The organism is Micromonospora sp. 050-3 (genome assembly GCF_046549335.1).
Lineage (GTDB): Bacteria > Actinomycetota > Actinomycetes > Mycobacteriales > Micromonosporaceae > Micromonospora > Micromonospora trifolii.
The window spans coordinates 1,830,590-1,850,267 of record NZ_JAJPVX010000002.1 but is presented as its reverse complement, the minus strand read 5'-3'; the positions used below and the strand labels follow the sequence as shown (position 1 = coordinate 1,850,267).

Genomic DNA, 19,678 nt, shown 5'->3' with positions numbered 1-19,678 from the left:
CGACACATGCGAATCTTGCTCGAAAGAGGGAGGATGGCAGGGTGCCCGAAGGCGACACAGTCTGGAACACCGCGCGCGTGCTGCACCGCGCGCTGGCCGGCGCGCGGATCACCGGCAGCGACTTCCGGGTGCCGCAGCTGGCGACCACTGACCTCACCGACTGGACCGTCCGCGAGTCGGCCAGCCGGGGCAAGCACCTGCTGCTGCGGCTCGACGCCCCGACCCAGGAGCACTGGACCCTGCACTCCCACCTGCGGATGGACGGCGCCTGGCGGGCGTACGCCCCGGGGGAACGCTGGAGCGGCCGACCCGCGCACCTGATCCGGGTGGTGCTGCGCAGCCCCGGCGCTGTCGCGGTCGGCTACCACCTGCACGACCTGACCCTGGTGCCGACGGCCGAGGAGGACCGTCTGGTCGGCCACCTCGGCCCCGACCTGCTCGGCCTCGACTGGGACCCGGCCGAGGCGGTCCGCCGGCTCGCCGACCACCCGGAGCAGACCATCGGCGAGGCGCTGCTCGACCAACGCAACCTGGCCGGCGTGGGCAACCTCTACAAGTGCGAGGTGCTGTTCCTGCGGGGCGTGTCACCGTGGACTCCGGTCGGCGGGGTGCCCGACCTGCCGGGCCTGGTGGCCCTCGCACAGCGGCTGCTGGCCGCCAACCGGGGACGGTGGACGCAGAGCAGCACCGGCTCGCTGCACCGGGGGCAGACCAGCTACGTCTACGGCCGCCGCGCCCAGCCCTGCCGCCGCTGCGGCACCGCCATCCGCAAGGAGGAGCTGGGCGAGCGGGTCACCTACTGGTGCCCGGTCTGCCAGCCCGAGCCCTCCGGTTCGTCGTCATCCGGCTGACCAGGCTCTGGCCAGACGGAACCCATGGCAGAAACGGACGATTGGGTAATTCCTAACCGGCCGCCGGAGTCGCATGCTGCGGTTGAGCGCTCACCGACCGTCAGCAGAGTGCCGAGGTCCCCCACGCCGGGGTGGCGGACCTCGCGCCCCGAACCGGGGAGAGTCATGGCGATGTTCCGCAGACTCCGCTCCACCTTCTTCGAGCGGACCACCCGCGACACCGACGCCGACGGCCGGGCGGCGTCAGTGCCGGCCGCGCGTACCGCCGAGGAGGCCGTCGTCACGCCGAGCCTGGACCCGGCCGTCGTGCCCCGCTACTTCGGCCCGGTGCCGAACTTCGCCTACAGCCCTCGCCCGACCCGGGACCCCGACGGACAGGTGGTGGCCGGGACCGGGCTGCGCAAGTTCGTCGACCCACTGCCCCTCCCGGGCCAGCCGGGCCATGGCGATCTCGGCAGCCACCTACCGGTGGCGGTGCCGGACACCATCAGCTATCCGGGCTGCGACTACTACGAGATCGGCCTTCAGGAGTACGCCCAGCGGCTGCACCGGGACCTGCCGGCCACCCGGCTGCGCGGCTACCGGCAACTCAACCTGGCTACCGACCCGGCCGGGCACAACACCGTGGTGCCTCCGGAGCGACAGTGGCACCTCGGGCCGATGATCCGCGCCCGTCGGGGTCGACCGGTCCGGGTGAAGTTCATCAACCAGCTCCCCGCCGGCCGGGCCGGCGAGTTGTTCCTGCCGGTCGACGACACCATCGAGGGGGCCGGCCTGGGCCCCCTGGACGGACCGGCGCCCTACCCGCAGAACCGGGCCGTGCTGCACCTGGCCGGGGCGCAGACCGGCTGGACCAGCGCGGGCAACCCGGGGCAGTGGATCACCCCGGCCGGGGAGATCACCCCGTACCCGACCGGGCCCGGCCTGGCCCACGTGCCGGACATGCCGGCGCCCGGCGCCGGGGCCACCACGCTCTACTTCCCGAACGAGCAGAGCGGTCGGCTGCTGTGGTTCCACGACAACACCCTCGGCCTGGCCCGGCTCACCGTCTACGGCGGACAGCTCGCGCTCTACCTGCTCACCGACCCGGCCGAGGACCAGCTCGTCGCCGACGCGGTGCTGCCGGCCGACCAGATACCACTGGTGATCGAGGACAAGACGTTCGTTCCGGACGACACCCAACTCGCCGCCGAAGACCCGACCTGGGACCGGGAACGCTGGGGCGCCCGGGGCAGCCTCTGGCACCCGCACGTCTACCAACCCCGGCAGAACCCGTACCGGTCCGGCGGACGCAACCCCACCGGCCGGTGGGACTACGGACCCTGGTCCCACAACTCCAGCCCGGACGACACCCGCGCCGACGGCTGGGTGCCGAACCCGTACCACGACCCGGTCGGCGCGCCGGACGAGCCGCCGCTGAGCCCCGGCGTACCGCACCCGTCGGCAGTTCCCGAGGCGTACGGCGACACCCCGCTCGTCAACGGCGTCGCCTATCCGTACCTGGAGGTGCAGCCGCGCACGTACCGGTTCCGGATCCTCAACGCCTGCCTGGACCGCAGCCTGAACCTCCAGCTGTACCGCGCCTGCTCCGACGCGGCGATGTGGACGACCGACGGGGCGCTCGCCGACCCCGACGCCGGTGAGGTGCCGATGGTGCCCGCCGCGCGGGCGGCGGACCGTCCGGCGGGGTGGCCGACCGACGGACGTGACGGCGGCGTGCCGGACCCGCGCGCCGCCGGGCCGGAGTTCATCCAGATCGGCAACGAGTCCGGCCTCCTGCCGGCGCCGGTGGTGCTGCCGAACCGACCGATCGGCTACCGCTACGACCGGCTCGACCCGACGGTGCTGAACGTCGACGGGCACACAGTGCTGCTCGCCCCGGGCGAACGGGCCGACGTGCTCGTCGACTTCTCCGCCGTGCCGCCGGGCAGCACGCTGATCCTGTACAACGACGCTCCGGCCCCGCTGCCCGGCTTCGACCCCCGCTACGACCAGCACACCGATGCCCCAGACCGCAGCGCCGAGGGTGGCCCGCCCCCCACCGAACCGGGGTACGGCCCGAACACCCGCACCGTGCTCCAGTTTCGGGTCACCGGGACGCCCGAGCCGCCGTACGACCTGAGCCGGCTGCGCAAACAGCTGCCCCTGGCGTACGCGGCCAGCCAGCGCCCACCGATCGTCCCGCAGCCGGCGTACGACCCGGCGTTCGGCACCCGGACCCCGGCGCAGACGACGGTGCCGGTGCACGCCACCACTGTGACGTTCACGCCGACGGCCGGCACCGGCCCGGTGACAGTGCCGATCGCGGTCAAGGCCGCACAGCAGATCTTCGAACCGGACCACGGCCGGCTGGCGGGCCGGCTCGGCGTCGGGCACCCGTACGCCGGGCCGCTCAACCCGACGACGCTGCCGCTCGGTGCGACCGACCCGGTCACCGAGGTGCTCTTCGCCACCGACCCCGCCGTGCCGGTGGGCGCCCCCACCGACGGCACGCAGCTCTGGCGGATCAGCGGCAACGTCCGACAGACCGAGCCGTTGCACGTCGGTGGATGCGACGTACAGGTGGTCAACCGGGTTGGCTGGGACGGCACGCTGCGACTCCCGCACGGCACGGAGCTGGGCTGGAAGGGAATCATCCGGGTGAACCCCCGGGAGGACGTGGTGGTGGCGCTGCGCCCGGTCGCGCCGGCTCTGCCGTTCAAGCTGGGTGACAGTGTCCGGCTGCTCGACCCCTGTCGGCCGGCCGGAGCGCGGACCGGGTCGACGCCGGTCAGCCCGGCCGACGGGCGACCGGCCACTGTGGTCAACCAACTGGTCAACCTGGGCTGGGAGTACCGCTGGCACAGTCAGCTCGCCGGGCACCGCGACGGCGGGATGAGCCGACCGCTGGTGCTACGGGTGGCACCGAAGGCACCGACCGGGCTGACCGCCACACCGGTGCCCGGCTCGGCCACCGCGCTACCCGCGATCGCGCTGACCTGGACCAGCAACGGCGGGCGACCCCCCGCCACCAGCCACCTGCTGCAACGGGCCACCGACGCGACCTTCGGCGGGGAGGTCACCACGATCACCGTCGCGGCCGCCGCCACCCGCTACACCGACGCGACAGTCACCCCCGGGGTGACCTACCACTACCGGATCCGGGCGGAGAACGCGGTCAGCTACTCGTCCTGGTCGAACGGGGTGCCCGCCTCGGTGCACCTGGCCGCGCCGAGCGGTCTGGTCGCGACGCTCCCGCCGGCCGCGCCGCTGCGCGCGGCGCTGCGCTGGACGAACCGCTCGTTCGCCACCGGCATCGACGTGCAGCGGGCCACCAACCCGACGTTCACCAGCGGCCCGGGCACCACGGCGATCGGGGTCGGGGACAGCCACCTGGACGCTGCAGTGGCACCGGACACCACGTACTACTACCGGGTGCGAACCACCTACCTGGGCGCCGCCTCGGCGTGGTCGACGGTCGCCACTGTGACCTCGCCACCCGCGCCGGGAACCCCCAGCGGAGTGAGCGCCACCGCCGGCGCACCCGGGCCGGACACCGCGACGGTGACCCTGACCTGGGAGGCGAGCACACCCAGCGGTCCGGGGTCCGGGTTCACAGTGCAGCGGGCCCTCGACCCGGCCTTTGAGCAGGAGACGGCCACATTCACCGTGACCGGCCGCGGCTTCACCAACACAGGGCTGGCCCGAGGCGTGACGTACCACTACCGGATCCGGTCGTTCAACGTCGTGGGCACCTCGCCGTACACCGGGCAGGTCCTGGTGACGACACCACAGTGACCGCCCAGGGTCGGTGCGCCCTCTCGGGGCGGGCGCCGTCAGCGCGTCGGGGCGCGCAGCGGGGTGCCCACGGCCCGCAGCTCGGCCAGGGCCCCGGCCACCCCGTGCAGCAGGTCGGTCGCCTCGGTGAGCCGGTCGGCGGCCGGGTGGGCGGTCTCCGGTCGGGCGTCCTCGGCCAGGTAGCCGGCGGCGGCGACCACCAGCCGTTCGTACGCCGCCACCCCGCCCTCCAGTTGAGCGGTCAGCGCGGCGTGCGCCTCGGCCAGCGGCGGCCGGGCGTCGGCCGGGGCCAGCCGCAGCGCGCGTTCGACGCTGGCTACCCGGGCGGCCAGGTCGCGCAGCGAGCGGTCGGCGGCGGCGGCCTCCAGCACCGCCGGCTCGGCCAGCCCGGTGAGCCGGGGGGCCATCCCGGCCAGGGTGAGCGCCGCCCGGTCCAGTCGGGCCCACTGCTCCCCAGCGCTGGTGCCGCGCAGCGCGATCCGGGAGCGGACTCGGCGCACCTCGGCCAGCACGCCCGGGCCGACCGGCAGCCGCTCGACGGCGGCGATCAACCGGGCCCGCGACCGGGCCGCAGCCTCGGCCGGGTCGAGCGCGGGAGGCGCCGGCTGGGCGGCCAGGGCGCGCACGTCGATCCAGCGCCAGGCGGCGAGCGCCACAGCACTGCCCGCGGCGCCGGCCCAGGCCGCGTCGGGCAGACCAAGGCCGGCGTACGGAGTCAGCACCATCGCCGCGCCGCCGAGCCCACCGGCCAGCACGCTCCACCGTCGGGCCGACCGGCGAAGCCGACCCAGCCTCCGGAAGTACCGTGTCCGCTCGTCTGCCACAGTGACCCCCTCGATCCGGTCGTTCAGCCGGCGGCGGTCGGGTCGCCGGTGCCCCGCTCGCGAGCCATGCTGGCGCGCAGCTCGTCCAATCGGGCGGCGGCCGTCGGGTCGTTGGCCGGGCCGGTCTTCTCGGCCTGCGGCACTGCCGGTCGCTGGGCAGCGCCGCCGAGCTGCTCCCCCGCCATGCTGGACCGGATCTGCTCCAACCGGGCGGAGCCGGCCGAGTCGATGGTGGCCTTCTGAATCTCCAACATACGGCCCTCGACGGAGTTGCCGGCCAGTTCGGCGCGACCCATCGCGTTGGCGTACCGCCGCTCGATGCGGTCGCGCACCTCGTCCAACGACGGGGTGTTGGTGGGCGCGGTCAGCGACGACATCGACTCCAACGAGCGGGCCACCGTCTCCTGCATCTTGGCCTGCTCCAGCTGGCTGAGCAGCTTGGTGCGCTCGGCGAGCTTCTGCTGGAGGATCATCGAGTTGTTCTCGACCGCTCGGCGGGCCTGGGCGGCGGCGCCCAGCGCCTGGTCATGCAGGGTCTTCAGGTCCTCGGTGGCCTGCTCGGCGGAGACGAGCTGGCTGGCCAGCGTCTGCGCGGACTGCTCGAACCGCACCGCCTCGGCCTCGTCGCCCTTGGCCCGGGCCTGGTCGGAGAGCACCAGGGCCTGCCGGGCGTTGCCCTGCAACCGCTCGACCTCGGACATCTGCCGGGACAGCTTCATCTCCAGCTGACGCTGGTTGCCGATCACCGCGGCAGCCTGCTGAACCAGCGCCTGGTGCTGCCGCTGTGCATCCTCGATGGCCTGCTGGATCTGCACCTTGGGATCGGCATGCTCGTCGATCTTCGCACCGAAGAGTGCCATCAGGTAGTTCCAACCCTTGACGAACGGGTTCGCCATCTCCGTGGTATCCCCTCAGTAGCGTCGCTCCACCACGGCCGGGCCGGCTGAACCGACCGACCGTGACCGGCCGGTCTCCATCGTCCCAGCAGAACGCCAACGAGGCATCCGTACCGGGCGGTCGACAGCACCGGCGGCTCCTGCGAGCAACCCTACGCGGCCGGGGCCAGCCCGCCCATGGTCAACTGGATCGGCGGCTCAGGCCGCGCAGACCACGTCCCGGTCGCGCTCGGTGGGGCGGACGCGGGTGCTGCGCAGGGTGGCCTTGAGCGGCGAGTCCTGGCGGACCGAGACAGCGACCTTGCCGTCGGAGGTGACCTGACGGACACCCCGGTTGGTGCTCTTGGCTGCGGCGTCGGCCGGCTCGTCCTGCATCGAGACGAGCACCCCGGGCATCTGCTCGGCGAGCGCCACGGTGTCGCTCACCTCGCGCAGCAGCTCGGAGAGGCGGGCGCCGAGGGCGTCGCAGATCGCGGCGAGCAGCTCGCTCGACGGTTCCTTGTGCCCGCGCTCGATCTCGGAGAGGTAGCCGAGGCTGACGTTGGCGGCGGTGGAGACCTCACGCAGCGTGCGCTGCTGGCCCTGCCGGCGCGCCCGCAGTGCGTCACCGATCACCCGGCGTAGCAGGATCATCGCACCTCCCCCTGAGGGATACCTCGCGCCCGCCGCTGGGCAGCCGGCCGCGGCGGACCGCGCCGACCCCGAACGTCGGAGCCTTCCCGCAACCGTACCCGTTGCGGGCCCGGGCGACATCCCGCCCCGCCCGTCGGTTCGCCGGGACGGGATCACCGGGGCGCGCCGCCGCCCGTGTGGCGTCGGCTTGGGTGGCTCTGACCGCTTCGGCCCTGGCGTTCACGAGGTTGCGGCGGCCAGCCGGTCGGCGAGCAGCCGCAGCGCCTCGACCACCGCCCCCGCGCGGACGTGGTCCCGCCCGCTGCCCAGGTCGAGCTGGCGGACCTCGCCGCCGTTCGGGCCGGCGACAGCGACGTAGACCAGGCCCACTGGTTTCCCGTCCTGCGGCTCCGGGCCGGCGACCCCGGTGGTGGCCAGCCCCCAGTCCGCGCCGCACCGCTGCCGGCCGCCCTCGGCGAGCGCCGCCGCGACCTCCGGGTCCACCGGGCCTCGCTCGGCCAGCAGATCATCCGGTACGCCAGCCAGGGTCGCCTTCAACTCGGTGGCGTAGACCACGAGGCCACCCCGGTAGACCCCGCTGACCCCGGCGATGTTCACGATCGAAGCGGCCAACGACCCACCGGTGAGCGATTCGACGGTGGCCAGGGTCTCGTGCCGCTCGGCCAGCCGGTGCACGACCCCGGCCGCCGCACTACCCACCTCGGCACCGTCGGCCCCAGCACTGTCCGCCTGAGCACCGCTCACTCCAGCACCGTCCGCCCCGCCACCGTTCACCGACACCCCACCGTCCTTCCCCACCCACCAGTCCCCAACCCCGACCCAATCGCGTCGATCATGGAGTTAGCGTCGCGACACGCCGACCCGACTGGCAATAACCTCAAGATCAACGCGGGGAGAGCGCCGGGGGGGGCGGGTTAGCGGGGGCGGCGGAGGCGGAGGGCCTGGGCTATGTAGTCGAAGCCGGTGGCGACCGTGACCAGGACGGCGGCGGCCATGATCCAGGGGCCGACGGCGGCGAGCGCTGCCGGCATCGGCCAGAGGTACCAGGCGATGGCGAGGATCTGGAGCGCGGTCTTGACCTTGCCGCCTCGGCTGGCGGCGATCACGCCGTGCCGCATCACCCAGAACCGCAGCCCGGTGATGCCCAGCTCGCGGACGAGGATCAGCGCCGTCACCCACCAGGGCAGTTGGTCGTACCAGGAGAGCAGCACCAGCGCCGCGCCGGTGAGTGCCTTGTCGGCGATCGGGTCGGCCACCTTGCCGACCGAGGTGACCAGCCCGAATCGGCGGGCGATCCAGCCGTCCACCAGGTCGGTCGCCGAGGCCACCGCGAAGATCAGACAGGCTGCCATCCGCCAGCCGGCGTGGGTCATCCCGGACACGATCACCGAGGCGCCAAAGACCGGAACCAGCACCAGCCGCAGGGCGGTCAGCGCGTTGGCCGCGTTGACGACGGGCACCACTGCCACCACCCGGCCCGGCGTCGACTCCGTCGCCCCGGTCACCGCCGCACTCCGCTCGGGCCGCCGTGGTGTTCCCGGCACCGCACCACCTGGGTCCCCCGCTCCGCTCGGGCCCGCCGTCACCGTGCCGCGCCGGGCGCCGCCGAGATCATCTCATCCGGCACAGCGAGCAGGTCCACCCCTTCGGTGCCGGTCACCGTCGCACGCACCAGATCGCCCGGGCGCAGCGCGGCCAGGTCGACCCCGCCAGCGACCGGGGCGACCAGGGTGGTGGAACCGTCCACCTCCGGCGCCTGGTGGGCCGCCCGGCCCTCCACCACGCCGTCCTCGATCGAGTCGACAAGCACCTCGACGGTCGAGCCGAGCCGGTCCTCGGCCCGCTGCGAGCAGAGCTCGTCGGCGAGGGCGCTGAGCCGGTCGTAGCGCCGCTTGATCGTCGCGGCGGAGACCTTGCCGGGCAGACCGGCGGCCTCGGTGCCGTCCTCGTCGCTGTAGTCGAACATGCCGATGGCGTCGAGCCGGGCCTCGGTCAGGAACCGGACCAGCTCGTCGACGTCGGCGCGGGTCTCGCCGGGGAAACCGACGATGAAGTTGCTCCGGGCGCCCGCGTCCGGGGCCAGGGCGCGGGCACTGGCCAGCAGCTCCAGGAACCGGTCGGTGGAGCCGAAACGCCGCATCCGGCGCAGCACCGGCTCGCTGGAGTGCTGGAACGACAGGTCGAAGTACGGTGCCACGCCCGGGGTGGTGGCGATCGCCTCGACCAGCCCGGGCCGGGTCTCGGCCGGCTGGAGGTAGCTGGCCCGCACCCGGACGATGCCGGTCACCGCGGCGAGCTGCGGCAGCAGCTTCTCCAGGGCGCGCGGGTCACCCAGGTCCTTGCCGTACGAGGTGGAGTTCTCGCTGACCAGCACCAGCTCCCGTACGCCGGTCTTGGCCAGCCACTCCGCCTCGGCGAGCAGCTCGTCAGGGGTACGCGAGACGAAGGCCCCCCGGAAGGCCGGGATGGCACAGAACGCGCAGCGGCGGTCGCAGCCGCTGGCCAGCTTCAGCGAGGCCACCGGGCCGGTGTCGAGCCGTCGGCGCAGCACCTGACGCAGGTGCGCCGGGGTGTGCTCGTCGGTGTCGACGATGGTGCGGGTCACCGTGCCGTGGCCGGGCAGCGACACACCGCTGTCGCGGCGCTGCACCGGGGTCAGCGGCAGCAGCTCGCGCCGGTCCCGTGGGGTGTGCGCGGTGATCTGCTCGCCGGCGACGACGGCGTTCAGCCGGGCGGCGATGTCGGGGTAGTCGTCGAAGCTCAGCACCGCCTGCGCCTCGGGCAGGCTGTCGGCCAACTCCCGGCCGTACCGCTCGGCCATGCAGCCCGCGGCGACCACCTTGGCGCCCGTTCCGGCGGCGGCGAGCAGGGTCTGGATCGAGTCCTGCTTGGCCTTCTCCACGAAACCGCAGGTGTTGACGACCACCACGTCGGCGCCCTCGCCGTCGGTGGTCACCTGCCAGCCGTCGGCGTGCAGGCGGGCGGCCAGCTCCTCCGAGTCGACCTCGTTGCGGGCACAGCCCAGGGTCAGCAGGGCGACGCGACGGCCCTCGGCGTGGTCAGCGGGAGAAGGAGAGGTGGCAGACACCATCCGAGGGTACCGGGCCGGCCGGGTAACCCCACGCACGCGGGCTGCGGAGACGGTCGACACGGAGGCGAACGTCATTCCGGTCAGCGCGCCTCGGCGCCAACCCGGGTCAGCGCGTCGAGCAGGAACACCTCGGTGCCGGCCAGGCCGGTGGAGCAGAAGACCGAGATCTGGTCCGCGCTGGTCCGGCCCTGGACCGCGCCGGCCAGGATGCCGCCCAGGTCGCGCAACCGCCCGGCGTACGGGGGTGTGGCCGCGAGCATCGGCGGCTGGTAGTCCGCCGCCTGTGCAGGCGAATCGGTGACCAGCAGGTCGGCGGTGTCCAGCAGGTCGGTGCCGAACTCGCTGCGGTCGCGCTGCTTGAAGCCGACCGCGTTGACGTGCGTGCCGGGGCTGAGGTCGGCGGCGCAGAGCACCGGGGTCGGGCTGGTGGTCGCCAGCACCACCAGGTCCCGCCCGGCGGCGGCCGAGCCCGGGTCGGCCACCGCGCGGGCCGGCACGCCCAGTTCGGCACGGACCCGGGCGGCGAAGGCCTCCCGGCGGGCGGCGGACCGGCTGTGCACGACCACCTCGCGCAACGGGCGGACGGCGGCGGCGGCCCAGACCTGGGTCCACGCCTGTCGGCCGGAGCCGATCACCCCGAGGGTGGCGGCGTCGGGACGGGCCAGCGCGTCGACCGCGAGGCCCCCCAACCCTCCGGTACGACGGGAGCCCAGCTCCTCGCCGACGGCGACCGCCCGGATCGCCCCGGTCCGGGCGTCGTGCAGCACCACCAACTGCTCGCCCTGCGGGTGGCCGAAGGTGTCGTACGAGCGGAAGCCGTACCACTCGCCCACCAGGTGCCCGGCGGTCAGCACCATCCGCCCGCCGCTCAGCGGTGCGGCGGCCCGGGGCGGCGCGATCAGGCGACCCTCGTACGCGGCCAGGAGGGCGGCGCGCATGGCGTCGACCGTGGTGGCGGCGTCCAGCGCGGCGGCGACCTCGGGGTCGGCGTAGAGCATGGTCATGCTGGCGATACTGCAAGTTGAAGTCAGGTGCAGGTCAACGGGCCGTGGTGATGGTCACCGCCCCGCCACCGGGGTCGGTGCTAGCGTCGGCACCGGTGGCCGGAGTTCGTGGCCGCTCCGGACGAGTGGTGGGCGTACCCGGTCAGGCCAAGACGCCCCGCGTGACGTGCAGACTCGACTCGTCCCGGCGCGGCAGCCCCGGGCGCTTTCCGGTGAGGTGAACGATGGCCTGGCTCGTACTGGTGATCTCTGGACTGTTGGAGACGGCCTGGGCTATCGCCCTGGACCGTAGCGCTGGTTTCAGCCGGCTGATCCCGTCCGTGGTGTTCGTGGTGACCCTGCTCCTGAGCATGGCCGGGCTGTCGTATGCGCTGCGGGACATCCCCGTCGGCACCGGCTACGCGGTCTGGGTCGGCATCGGCGCGGTCGGCACCGCGCTGGTCGGGATGCTGGCGCTCGGCGAGTCGGCGAGCCTGCCCCGGATCCTCTGTCTCCTGCTGGTGGTCGCCGGCGTGATCGGTCTCAAGATCTTCCACTGAGTTGCCCCGTCGGCAGGCGTGGCCAGCGCCCACAGTGGGTAGTGATCGATCCGTCACGACAGGCTCTCAAACCGGAGGAAGACATGGCCGACATGCCGAGCACCGCTCGTCCCCGCAGCAACGCCGCCCGCATCATCACCATCGTGGGCTTCGTCTTCGCGGTCCTGGCCCTGCTGCTCAACCCGATCATCTTCGGCGTGCTCGGCGTCATCGCGGGCGTCGTCGGCGCGGTGCTCGGTGACAAGCCGCTGGGTTGGTACGCCGCCGCGGCCAGCGTCGTCGCCGCGATCCTCGGTCTCGTGGTCTTCGCCGCGCTGATCAACAACTGACTGCTCCCCCACGTCGCGGGCCCGCCGAATACCGGCGGGCCCGTCGTGCGTCCGGGGTCGACCGTCGGTCAGTCCACGTCGCCGCGCAGGCCGACCAGGACCTCGTCCAGCTCGTCCGGCTTGACCAGCACGTCGCGCGCCTTCGACCCCTCGGACGGCCCGACCACACCCCGGGTCTCCATCAGGTCCATCAGGCGACCCGCCTTGGCGAAACCGACCCGCAGCTTGCGTTGCAGCATCGAGGTCGAGCCGAACTGCGAGGTGACCACCAGCTCCACAGCCTGCACCAACAGGTCCAGGTCGTCGCCGATGTCCTCGTCGATCTTCTTCTTGCTCTCCTGCGCCGGGGCCAGCACGTCAGTGCGGAACTCCGGCTCACGCTGGTCCTTGCAGAACTTCACCACGTCGGCGATCTCGCGCTCGGTGACCCAGGCGCCCTGGATCCGGACCGGCTTGGAAGCGCCCATCGGCAGGAAGAGCCCGTCACCACGGCCGAGCAGCTTCTCCGCGCCCGGCTGGTCGAGGATGACCCGGGAGTCCGCGAGGGAGGAGGTGGCGAACGCCAGTCGGGACGGCACGTTCGCCTTGATCAGACCGGTCACCACGTCCACCGAGGGACGCTGGGTGGCCAACACCAGGTGGATGCCGGCGGCCCGGGCCAGCTGGGTGATCCGGACGACCGAGTCCTCCACGTCGCGCGGCGCGACCATCATCAGGTCGGCCAGCTCGTCCACGATCACCAGCAGGTACGGGTACGGACGCATTTCGCGTTCGCTGCCCGGCGGCGCCTTGATCTCGCCGTTGCGGACCTTGCGATTGAAGTCGTCGATGTGCCGGACCCCGTTGGCCGCGAGGTCGTCGTAGCGCATGTCCATCTCGCGGACCACCCAGTCCAGCGAGTCGGCCGCCTTCTTGGCGTTGGTCACGATCGGGGTGACCAGGTGGGGAATGCCCTCGTAGCCGGTCATCTCGACCCGCTTCGGGTCGATCAGCAGCAGCCGCACCTCGTCCGGGGTGGCCCGGGTGAGGACGGACACCAGCAGGGTGTTCAGACACGAACTTTTCCCAGCTCCGGTGGCTCCTGCAATGAGAATGTGCGGCATCTTCGCGAGGTTGGCCACCACGTAGCCACCCTCGATGTCCTTGCCCAGCGCGACCACCATCGGGTGGTGGTCGCTGGTGGCCGCCCGCGAGCGCAGCACGTCGCCGAGGGCCACGTTCTCCGGGTCGGTGTTCGGGATCTCCACGCCGACGGCGCTCTTGCCCGGGATCGGACTGAGGATCCGAACGTCCGGTGACTTCACCGCGTACGCGATGTTGCGGGACAGCTGGGTGATCCGCTCGACCTTGACGCCGTGCCCCAGCTCCACCTCGTAGCGGGTGACGGTCGGGCCGCGGGTGAAGCCGGTGACCGCAGCGTCCACATCGAACTGGTCGAACACGCCGGTCAGCGCGGCGATCACCTCGTCGTTGGCCTTGCTGCGGGTCTTCGCGGCGGCCCCGGCGCTGAGCATGTTGGCCGGCGGCAGGGTGTAGTCCCCCGCCAGCCCGGTCAACGCGAGTTGCTCGGCCCGGGTCGGAGCGGGCGAGTGCTCCGGGGGCTCGACCGACGGCTTGCGGCTCGCCGGCACCTTAGCCGGAGACTTGCGCGGCAGCACCATGGTCTCCTGGAGGTCCGCGCCGTCCAGGTCCTCGAAGTCGTCCGGGTCCAGTGGCGCGGGCATCCGCTTCGTCGGTCGCTTGCGCGCCGGCTTGGCGGTCTCCTCGTCCGCCTCCCCGTCGGCCTCCGGTGCGCCGACCAGCCCGCCGGCGAGCAGACCCAGCCGCTCGGGGATCTTGTTGATCGGCGTCGCGGTCACCACGAGCAGGCCGAAGAGCAGCAGCAGGATGAGCAGCGGCACCGCCACCCAGGCGGTGACGGCCCGTTCCAGCAGCCCACCGACGCCCGCACCGACCAGACCGCCGGCGAAGTCACGCTCCAGCGGGTCAACCGGGTCCTGACCGATCTGGAGCAGCGCGGCGGTCGACACCAGCAGCGAACCCCAGCCGATCAACCCACGACCCCGGTGCTCCGGATCGGCCGGCTGACGCATCAGCCGCCACGCCCCGATCATCAGCAGCACCGGGACGACAACCGAGATCGCGCCCAGGAACAGCCGGATCGTGTCGGCCAGTCGCGCGCCCACCGGCCCCGCTCCGGACAGCCAGAGCGCCACTGCGGACAGCAGGGCGAGCCCGAACATGAGCAGCCCGGCACCGTCCCGGCGGTGCTCCGGGTCGAGGTCACGGGCCGAGGCGGCCTGCCTGCCAGCGGCACGCACCGCCCAGCCCATCCCGTGCGCCAGCCCCATCCACAGTGCACCGACCGCACGGCCGACGTAGACCGCCGGGCCGGGCCGGGGCGGCGTGGTGCGACGTCGGACCGGCGCCCGGGTGGCCTTCTTCGCCGGTTGACGGGCACGACTGTTGGTGCCACCGCGCGGCGACGCGCCGCGCCGCCGGCTCGCCTGAGAGGTACGGCCCGCCATAGAGTCACGGTAACGGTGGGGCCGGGCAGATCCCCGCTTTTCCGGGTCGTGTCCGCGCGTCGTAACACGAACCCCACCGCCGGTCGTGATATCCGCCTCAGAAGGGATGCCCCATGGCGTCGCCGGAAATCGAAGGCGATCCGGACGATCCGCTGGCCGGGCACCCTGGCGCGCTGCGTCCGCTGACCGGTGAACTGGTCGCCGCGGTGCTCGCTGCCCGTGGGCGGTCCGTCGGCCCGACTCCGGACGGCGAGTTGGTGGGCCACTTCGACGACAACCTGATCTGGTTCCTCCGCGTCGGCGGGGACGGGGAGCTGCTCCAGATCCGCACCATGGTCGATCCGACCTTCGGAATCGAACGGGTGCCCGACCTGTACGCGTTCTGCAACTCCTGGAACCACGACCGGCTCTGGCCGAAGGCGTTCGTGCACGTCGACGACGACGGTCGGGCCCGGGTGTACGGAGAGGTGATCACCGACCTGGAACGCGGCGTGACACCACACCAGCTCGACCAACTGCTCGACTGTGGCATCTCCACCGGCTGCCAGCTGGCAGTGGCGGTCCGTCGACTGCCCGGCGCGGTGCCGTCGTGACCGGCCGGGACGAGTTCACCGGCAGCCGCACCGGCACGCCACCCACCGGCTCCGGTGACCGCCTGGCGCGGGGCCGCGCACCGGCACTGGAGGCCGCGCTCGCCGAGGCCCGGGACCTCCCCGACGGCCCGGCCCGGCAGGTGGCCCTGGAACGACTCGCCGAGCGCGCCGACGCGGCCGGCGACGTCCGGTCCGGGATGGACGCGCGGTTCGCGCTGATCGAGGCGTACCTGCTGCACGGGGAGCGGTGGCGTCTGGTCGAGCCGGTCCGGCGCTGCCGGGCCGCCGCCGACCACCGCCCCGACCTACTCACCGAGACGGAGACCGTGCTGCTGCTGCGCTACCAGCGGTACGCGGTGGAGGCGCTGCTCGGCACCCCCCGGGTCGGGCTGGACCAGACCCGGTCCCTGCTGCACGACCTGGCCCACCGCGTCGGCGCGGACGGTCCGGACACACCGACCGTCGCGGAGCTGCACTGCCGGATCGCCGACCACCTGGGCGACGAGCCCACCGCCCGGCACTGGTACGAGCGGTGGTCCGGGAAACGGCCCGGCCCGGCCGGCGGCTGCCCGGGCTGCGCCTCGGCCCGGCGTGCCGAGCTGCTGGCCGGCTGGGGCGAGTGGAATGCCGCGGTCACCGAGCTTGAGGAATCCGACGGCGACCCGCAGTCCTGCACCGACCAGCCCGAGCGGGACCTGGTCGCCGGTCTGCTGCCGGCACTGCGCACCGGCGAGCCGGCGCGGGCGGCGACGGCGCACGTGCGGGCGTACCGCCGGCACCGGCGGGAGCGCGCGGCGTTCCCGCACCTCGCCGCGCACCTGCGGTTCTGCGCGCTGGGCGGGCACCTGGAGCGCGGGCTGGTTATTCTGGCCGAGCAGCTGCCCCGGCTGGACCGGCCGACAGACGATCTCGCCGCCATGGAGTTCGCCGCCGCCGGGGCCCTGGTCTGCGGGCTGGCCGCCGACGCCGGGCTTGGCGGGCGGACGATGCCTCGCCCGGCGTACGGCGAGCGGACGGCCACCGAGTTGGACGTCGCCGCGCTCGGGGCGCTGCTGCTCGGGGTGGCCAGCGAGTTGGCCGGCAGCTTCGACGCACGCAACGGCACCGGGCACCACTCCGGCCGAATGGCCGCCTGGCTGGCCGAGCGTCCACTCGCGGCGCCGGTTCCACTGCCCAGCGACGACGAACCCGACGAAATCGACGAGCCCGACACCGACCGGCCCGACGCCGACGCCAGCGCTGAGCTGGGCGAGCGCGACTTGTCGGCGCTCTCCCTCGGCATGATCACGGCGATCCTCGACGGGCGCGGCGACCGGTACCTGGTGGACGAGGGCGAGACAGTGGTCGGCCACTGGGAGGGTGCGGTCATCCAGTTCCGGCGGGCCGGTGAGCGCGGTGAGGTGCTGCACGCCCGCGCCATGGCCAACCGCCGGCTGCCGGCGGCCCGCCGCGCCGAGGCGTACGCCTTCTGCAACGCGTGGAACCACGACCGGCTGCTGCCCAAGGCGTACGCGCACGACCTCGGCGACGAGTTGGTGCTGGCCGGCGACGTGGCCACCGACCTGGCGCACGGGGTCGCCCCGGCGCAGCTGCGGGTCCTCATGGACGCCGCCATCGCCACTGGCGTCGCGTACGCCGAGGCCGTCGCCGCGCTGCCCTGATTCACCGGGCGCGCCAACGGTTGCAGTCGCCGCGCGATTGCACGACATCCGACAGCTCGCAACCGGGGGTACGGCACCGGGGTGATATCGCCGTCAGCCCACCGCAACCCCTCGGGAGTCGTCATGAACCGTCCGCTCCGGTCCGGCATTCTCGGTGCCGCCGTGCTCGCCCTGTCCGCCCTCGCCACCCCGGCCGTTGCCGGTGCCGCCGCTGCGAAGCCGACCGTCTCGCCGAGCACGACGGCCGGGGGCGCCGCGCCGACGATCCTGGCCCGGGGCGACATCGTCTTCCTCGGCGGTGACCCGTGGCACCCGTCGGGTCCGCTGGAGGTCAAGGTCGTCAACGAGGGTGGGACAGCGGCGAAGGGCTTCTTCGTGCTCCGCCTGCCACCGGATGTCGACCTGACCGCTGGCGGAGACTGCCGGGCCGGCGACGGTGCGCCGAGGACCTGGGTCTGCGGCGGCGCGGAACTGCCCGCCGGGGGCGATCGGACGTACCGCCTGACGGTGACCTCATCGGCCGCGCAGCCGGTCTTCGGGGTGACCGGGTGGGGTTCCGTTGCCGGTCGGGATGCCACTGGCCGCGAGGACCGACCCACCGACTTTCGGATCAACTGGCCGGACCGCACGACACTGCGGCTACGGGCCACCGCCGGCCCGGTCGTGGACGGCGCCGCGACCCTCCGGGTACGGGTCACGAACACCGGCACGTTCGACATCGGCGGGTACTCGGTGAACGTCGCCACCCCGGATGGGGTGCGGGTGACCGCACCGGGGTGCTCCGACAGCGGCCGGATGAACGGTGTGGGCTGCGAGATCCTGCGCGAACGCCGCCTCGCGAGCGGCGCCACGGACAGCTTCGACGTACGGGTGGCGGCCACTGGCGGCACGACGAGCGTTCGGCTGTGGCTCGCGCCCACCAACCGCTACACCAACCGGGACACCTCGGTGACGCTCCGCCTGACCGGCGGCGGATCCGGGGGCGGCGGGGCCACCACCGCGCCACCGGCCGACCCGACCACGCCACCGGCCACGCCCGCCCCGGAGGCGACGGAACTGCCGCGCACCGGCACGACCACCGTCGCGTACGGCCTGATCGGCGTGTCACTGCTGACCCTCGGCGGCGGACTGCTGCTACTGCGACGCCGGCTCCAGCGCGACTGACCCGGGACGGCGGGCCCAATCGTGAAACGACGATGCCCGTCCGCACACGGGGTGCGGACGGGCATCGTGACGCGTGCGGTCAGACCTCGACGACGGTGGGCACGATCATCGGCCGACGACGGTACTTGTCGTTGACCCACCGCCCCACTGTCCGCCGGACGATCTGCTGAAGCTGGTGCGGGTCGGTGATGCCGTCCGCCGCGGCCCGGTTGAGCGCCTCGGTGACCAGCGGCACCACCGGGTTGAACGCCTCCGGGTCTTCGGAGAAGCCCTTCGCGGAGAGCGTCGGGCCGGCGACCACCTTGCCGGTGACCGAGTCGACGACCACTGTGGTGGCGATGAAACCGCCGTCACCGAGGATCCGCCGTTCGGTGAGCAGCGACTCGCTGACGTCACCGACGGCGAGGCCGTCCACGTAGACGTACCGGCTCTTCACGTGCCCCACCACGCTGGCGCGGCCCTCGACCAGGTCGACCACGTCGCCGTCCTCGCAGAGCACCACCCGATCGGCAGCGACCCCGGATTCGATGCCGAGCCGGGCGTGGGCGCGCAGGTGACGCCACTCGCCGTGCACGGGCATCAGGTTGCTGGGCCGGACCACGTTGAGCAGGTAGAGAAGTTCCCCGGCGGGGGCGTGCCCGGAGACGTGCACCTTGGCCACGTCCTTGTGCACGACCACCGCGCCGGCCCGCGCGAGCCGGTTGATCACCCGGTAGACCGAGGTCTCGTTGCCCGGCACCAGCGACGACGCCAGCACGACGGTGTCACCGGGCGCGATGGTGATGTGCCGGTGGTCGCCGCTGGCCATCCGGCCCAGGGCGCTCATCGGCTCACCCTGGGAACCGGTGGACATCAGCACGATCTCATCCGGCGGCAGTGTGGTCGCCTCGTCGATGCTGATGACCAGGCCGGCCGGGATGTTGAGCAGGCCGAGATCCCGAGCGATGCCCATGTTGCGGACCATCGACCGGCCGATCAGCGCGACCTTGCGGCCGTGCTCGGCGGCGGAGTCGAAGACCTGCTGCACACGGTGCACGTGCGAGGCGAACGAGGCCACGATGATCCGACCCTTGGCCTTCGCGAAGATCGAGTCGAGCACCGGCCCGATCTCCCGCTCCGGGGTGACGAAGCCGGGGATCTCCGCGTTTGTGGAGTCGGACAGCAGCAGGTCGACGCCTTCGGCGCCGAGCCGGGCGAAGCCCGCCAGGTCGGTGATCCGGCCGTCCAGCGGCAGCTGGTCCATCTTGAAGTCGCCGGTGTGCAGCACCAGGCCGGCGGGGGTGCGGATGGCCACCGCGAGGGCGTCCGGAATCGAGTGGTTGACCGCGAAGAACTCACACTCGAACGGGCCGAGCCGCTCACGGCCGCCCTCCCGCACGGTCAGCGTGTACGGCTGGATTCGCCGCTCGGCCAACTTCGCCTCGACCAGGGCGAGGGTGAACTGTGAGCCGACCAGCGGGATGTCGGGCTTGTGGGCGAGGAGGTACGGCACCGCGCCGATGTGGTCCTCGTGACCGTGCGTCAGCACGATCGCCTGGACGTCGGCCAGCCGGTCCAGGATCGGCCCGAAGTCGGGCAGGATCAGGTCCACACCCGGCTGCTCGACGTCGGGGAACAGGACCCCGCAGTCGACGATCAGCAACTTGCCGTCGTACTCGAAGACGGTCATGTTCCGACCGATGGCGCCGAGCCCGCCGAGCGGGATGATCCGCAGGCCACCTTCCGGCAGCGGCGGGGGTAGTTCCGCCTCGATGTGCGCCTCGGTCACGCGTCCACCTCATTCTGCGA

The 19,678-nt window shown here is 72.9% G+C and carries 16 protein-coding genes and 1 riboswitch; of the genes, 7 read left to right on the top strand and 9 right to left on the bottom strand.

Annotated features, from left to right (window positions below):
* The first annotated feature begins 41 nt into the window (after nucleotides 1-41).
* Both ACLJOK_RS23585 and ACLJOK_RS23580 read left to right on the top strand, forming a co-directional pair.
* Nucleotides 42-851: a DNA-formamidopyrimidine glycosylase family protein gene (locus ACLJOK_RS23585; RefSeq protein WP_410820810.1), complete on the top strand. Its 810-nt coding sequence runs from the start codon at nucleotides 42-44 to the stop codon at nucleotides 849-851.
* Nucleotides 852-1,016: 165 nt separating this feature from the next.
* Nucleotides 1,017-4,628, top strand: coding sequence for a hypothetical protein (locus tag ACLJOK_RS23580; RefSeq protein ID WP_410820809.1), 3,612 nt, complete (start codon nucleotides 1,017-1,019; stop codon nucleotides 4,626-4,628).
* 38 nt (nucleotides 4,629-4,666) lie between these two features.
* On the opposite strand, the gene pspM is transcribed toward ACLJOK_RS23580, so the two are convergent.
* The 7 genes from pspM to ACLJOK_RS23545 all read right to left on the bottom strand — a co-directional run bounded on the left by pspM (nucleotide 4,667) and on the right by ACLJOK_RS23545 (nucleotide 11,076).
* The gene (pspM, locus tag ACLJOK_RS23575) at nucleotides 4,667-5,452 is read right to left on the bottom strand and encodes a phage shock envelope stress response protein PspM (protein WP_410820808.1); all 786 of its coding nucleotides are present in this window, start codon (nucleotides 5,450-5,452) and stop codon (nucleotides 4,667-4,669) included.
* Nucleotides 5,453-5,475: 23 nt separating this feature from the next.
* Nucleotides 5,476-6,348: a PspA/IM30 family protein gene (locus tag ACLJOK_RS23570; protein ID WP_410820807.1), complete on the bottom strand. Its 873-nt coding sequence runs from the start codon at nucleotides 6,346-6,348 to the stop codon at nucleotides 5,476-5,478.
* 198 nt (nucleotides 6,349-6,546) lie between these two features.
* On the bottom strand, nucleotides 6,547-6,981 hold the full coding sequence (locus ACLJOK_RS23565; protein WP_091400451.1) for a helix-turn-helix domain-containing protein: 435 nt from the start codon (nucleotides 6,979-6,981) through the stop codon (nucleotides 6,547-6,549).
* Nucleotides 6,982-7,200: 219 nt separating this feature from the next.
* Nucleotides 7,201-7,725, bottom strand: a complete 525-nt coding sequence (locus ACLJOK_RS23560) for a CinA family protein (protein ID WP_410820806.1) — start codon at nucleotides 7,723-7,725, stop codon at nucleotides 7,201-7,203.
* Nucleotides 7,726-7,895: 170 nt separating this feature from the next.
* Nucleotides 7,896-8,486: a CDP-diacylglycerol--glycerol-3-phosphate 3-phosphatidyltransferase gene (gene pgsA, locus ACLJOK_RS23555; RefSeq protein WP_410820805.1), complete on the bottom strand. Its 591-nt coding sequence runs from the start codon at nucleotides 8,484-8,486 to the stop codon at nucleotides 7,896-7,898.
* A 77-nt stretch (nucleotides 8,487-8,563) separates the two neighbouring features.
* Nucleotides 8,564-10,072: a 30S ribosomal protein S12 methylthiotransferase RimO gene (rimO, locus tag ACLJOK_RS23550; protein WP_410820804.1), complete on the bottom strand. Its 1,509-nt coding sequence runs from the start codon at nucleotides 10,070-10,072 to the stop codon at nucleotides 8,564-8,566.
* A gap of 80 nt (nucleotides 10,073-10,152) precedes the next feature.
* On the bottom strand, nucleotides 10,153-11,076 hold the full coding sequence (locus tag ACLJOK_RS23545) for an ornithine cyclodeaminase family protein (RefSeq protein WP_410820803.1): 924 nt from the start codon (nucleotides 11,074-11,076) through the stop codon (nucleotides 10,153-10,155).
* A gap of 92 nt (nucleotides 11,077-11,168) precedes the next feature.
* Nucleotides 11,169-11,238: riboswitch (guanidine-III (ykkC-III) riboswitch) on the top strand.
* A gap of 62 nt (nucleotides 11,239-11,300) precedes the next feature.
* On the opposite strand from ACLJOK_RS23545, the gene ACLJOK_RS23540 reads away from it, so the two are divergent.
* Both ACLJOK_RS23540 and ACLJOK_RS23535 read left to right on the top strand, forming a co-directional pair.
* The gene (locus ACLJOK_RS23540) at nucleotides 11,301-11,615 is read left to right on the top strand and encodes a DMT family transporter (RefSeq protein WP_091400443.1); all 315 of its coding nucleotides are present in this window, start codon (nucleotides 11,301-11,303) and stop codon (nucleotides 11,613-11,615) included.
* A gap of 83 nt (nucleotides 11,616-11,698) precedes the next feature.
* A complete protein-coding gene (locus ACLJOK_RS23535; RefSeq protein WP_410820802.1) occupies nucleotides 11,699-11,944 on the top strand; it encodes a hypothetical protein in 246 nt (81 codons plus the stop codon).
* A gap of 68 nt (nucleotides 11,945-12,012) precedes the next feature.
* Here the strand turns inward: ACLJOK_RS23535 and ACLJOK_RS23530 are convergent, their stop codons facing one another.
* Nucleotides 12,013-14,472 (bottom strand): DNA translocase FtsK 4TM domain-containing protein, encoded by a 2,460-nt coding sequence (locus ACLJOK_RS23530; RefSeq protein WP_410820801.1) that lies wholly within the window; start codon nucleotides 14,470-14,472, stop codon nucleotides 12,013-12,015.
* A gap of 113 nt (nucleotides 14,473-14,585) precedes the next feature.
* On the opposite strand from ACLJOK_RS23530, the gene ACLJOK_RS23525 reads away from it, so the two are divergent.
* From ACLJOK_RS23525 to ACLJOK_RS23515, 3 genes are all read left to right on the top strand, one after another.
* Complete coding sequence (locus tag ACLJOK_RS23525; RefSeq protein WP_410820800.1) at nucleotides 14,586-15,065, top strand: YbjN domain-containing protein; 480 nt, start codon at nucleotides 14,586-14,588, stop codon at nucleotides 15,063-15,065.
* Between the two features lie 62 nt (nucleotides 15,066-15,127).
* A complete protein-coding gene (locus ACLJOK_RS23520; RefSeq protein ID WP_410821571.1) occupies nucleotides 15,128-16,726 on the top strand; it encodes a YbjN domain-containing protein in 1,599 nt (532 codons plus the stop codon).
* A 123-nt stretch (nucleotides 16,727-16,849) separates the two neighbouring features.
* On the top strand, nucleotides 16,850-17,890 hold the full coding sequence (locus ACLJOK_RS23515) for an LPXTG cell wall anchor domain-containing protein (protein WP_410820799.1): 1,041 nt from the start codon (nucleotides 16,850-16,852) through the stop codon (nucleotides 17,888-17,890).
* A gap of 79 nt (nucleotides 17,891-17,969) precedes the next feature.
* On the opposite strand, the gene ACLJOK_RS23510 is transcribed toward ACLJOK_RS23515, so the two are convergent.
* Nucleotides 17,970-19,658, bottom strand: coding sequence for a ribonuclease J (locus ACLJOK_RS23510; protein WP_091400429.1), 1,689 nt, complete (start codon nucleotides 19,656-19,658; stop codon nucleotides 17,970-17,972).
* Nucleotides 19,659-19,678 lie beyond the last annotated feature (20 nt).

Coding starts and splice junctions, on each gene's coding strand:
- ACLJOK_RS23580 (WP_410820809.1), top strand. CDS start 1,017: ATGGCGATGTTCCGCAGACTCCGCTCCACCTTCTTCGAGCGGACCACC.
- ACLJOK_RS23570 (WP_410820807.1), bottom strand. CDS start 6,348: ATGGCGAACCCGTTCGTCAAGGGTTGGAACTACCTGATGGCACTCTTC.
- ACLJOK_RS23565 (WP_091400451.1), bottom strand. CDS start 6,981: ATGATCCTGCTACGCCGGGTGATCGGTGACGCACTGCGGGCGCGCCGG.
- rimO (WP_410820804.1), bottom strand. CDS start 10,072: ATGGTGTCTGCCACCTCTCCTTCTCCCGCTGACCACGCCGAGGGCCGT.
- ACLJOK_RS23545 (WP_410820803.1), bottom strand. CDS start 11,076: ATGACCATGCTCTACGCCGACCCCGAGGTCGCCGCCGCGCTGGACGCC.
- ACLJOK_RS23540 (WP_091400443.1), top strand. CDS start 11,301: ATGGCCTGGCTCGTACTGGTGATCTCTGGACTGTTGGAGACGGCCTGG.
- ACLJOK_RS23535 (WP_410820802.1), top strand. CDS start 11,699: ATGGCCGACATGCCGAGCACCGCTCGTCCCCGCAGCAACGCCGCCCGC.
- ACLJOK_RS23530 (WP_410820801.1), bottom strand. CDS start 14,472: ATGGCGGGCCGTACCTCTCAGGCGAGCCGGCGGCGCGGCGCGTCGCCG.
- ACLJOK_RS23525 (WP_410820800.1), top strand. CDS start 14,586: ATGGCGTCGCCGGAAATCGAAGGCGATCCGGACGATCCGCTGGCCGGG.
- ACLJOK_RS23515 (WP_410820799.1), top strand. CDS start 16,850: ATGAACCGTCCGCTCCGGTCCGGCATTCTCGGTGCCGCCGTGCTCGCC.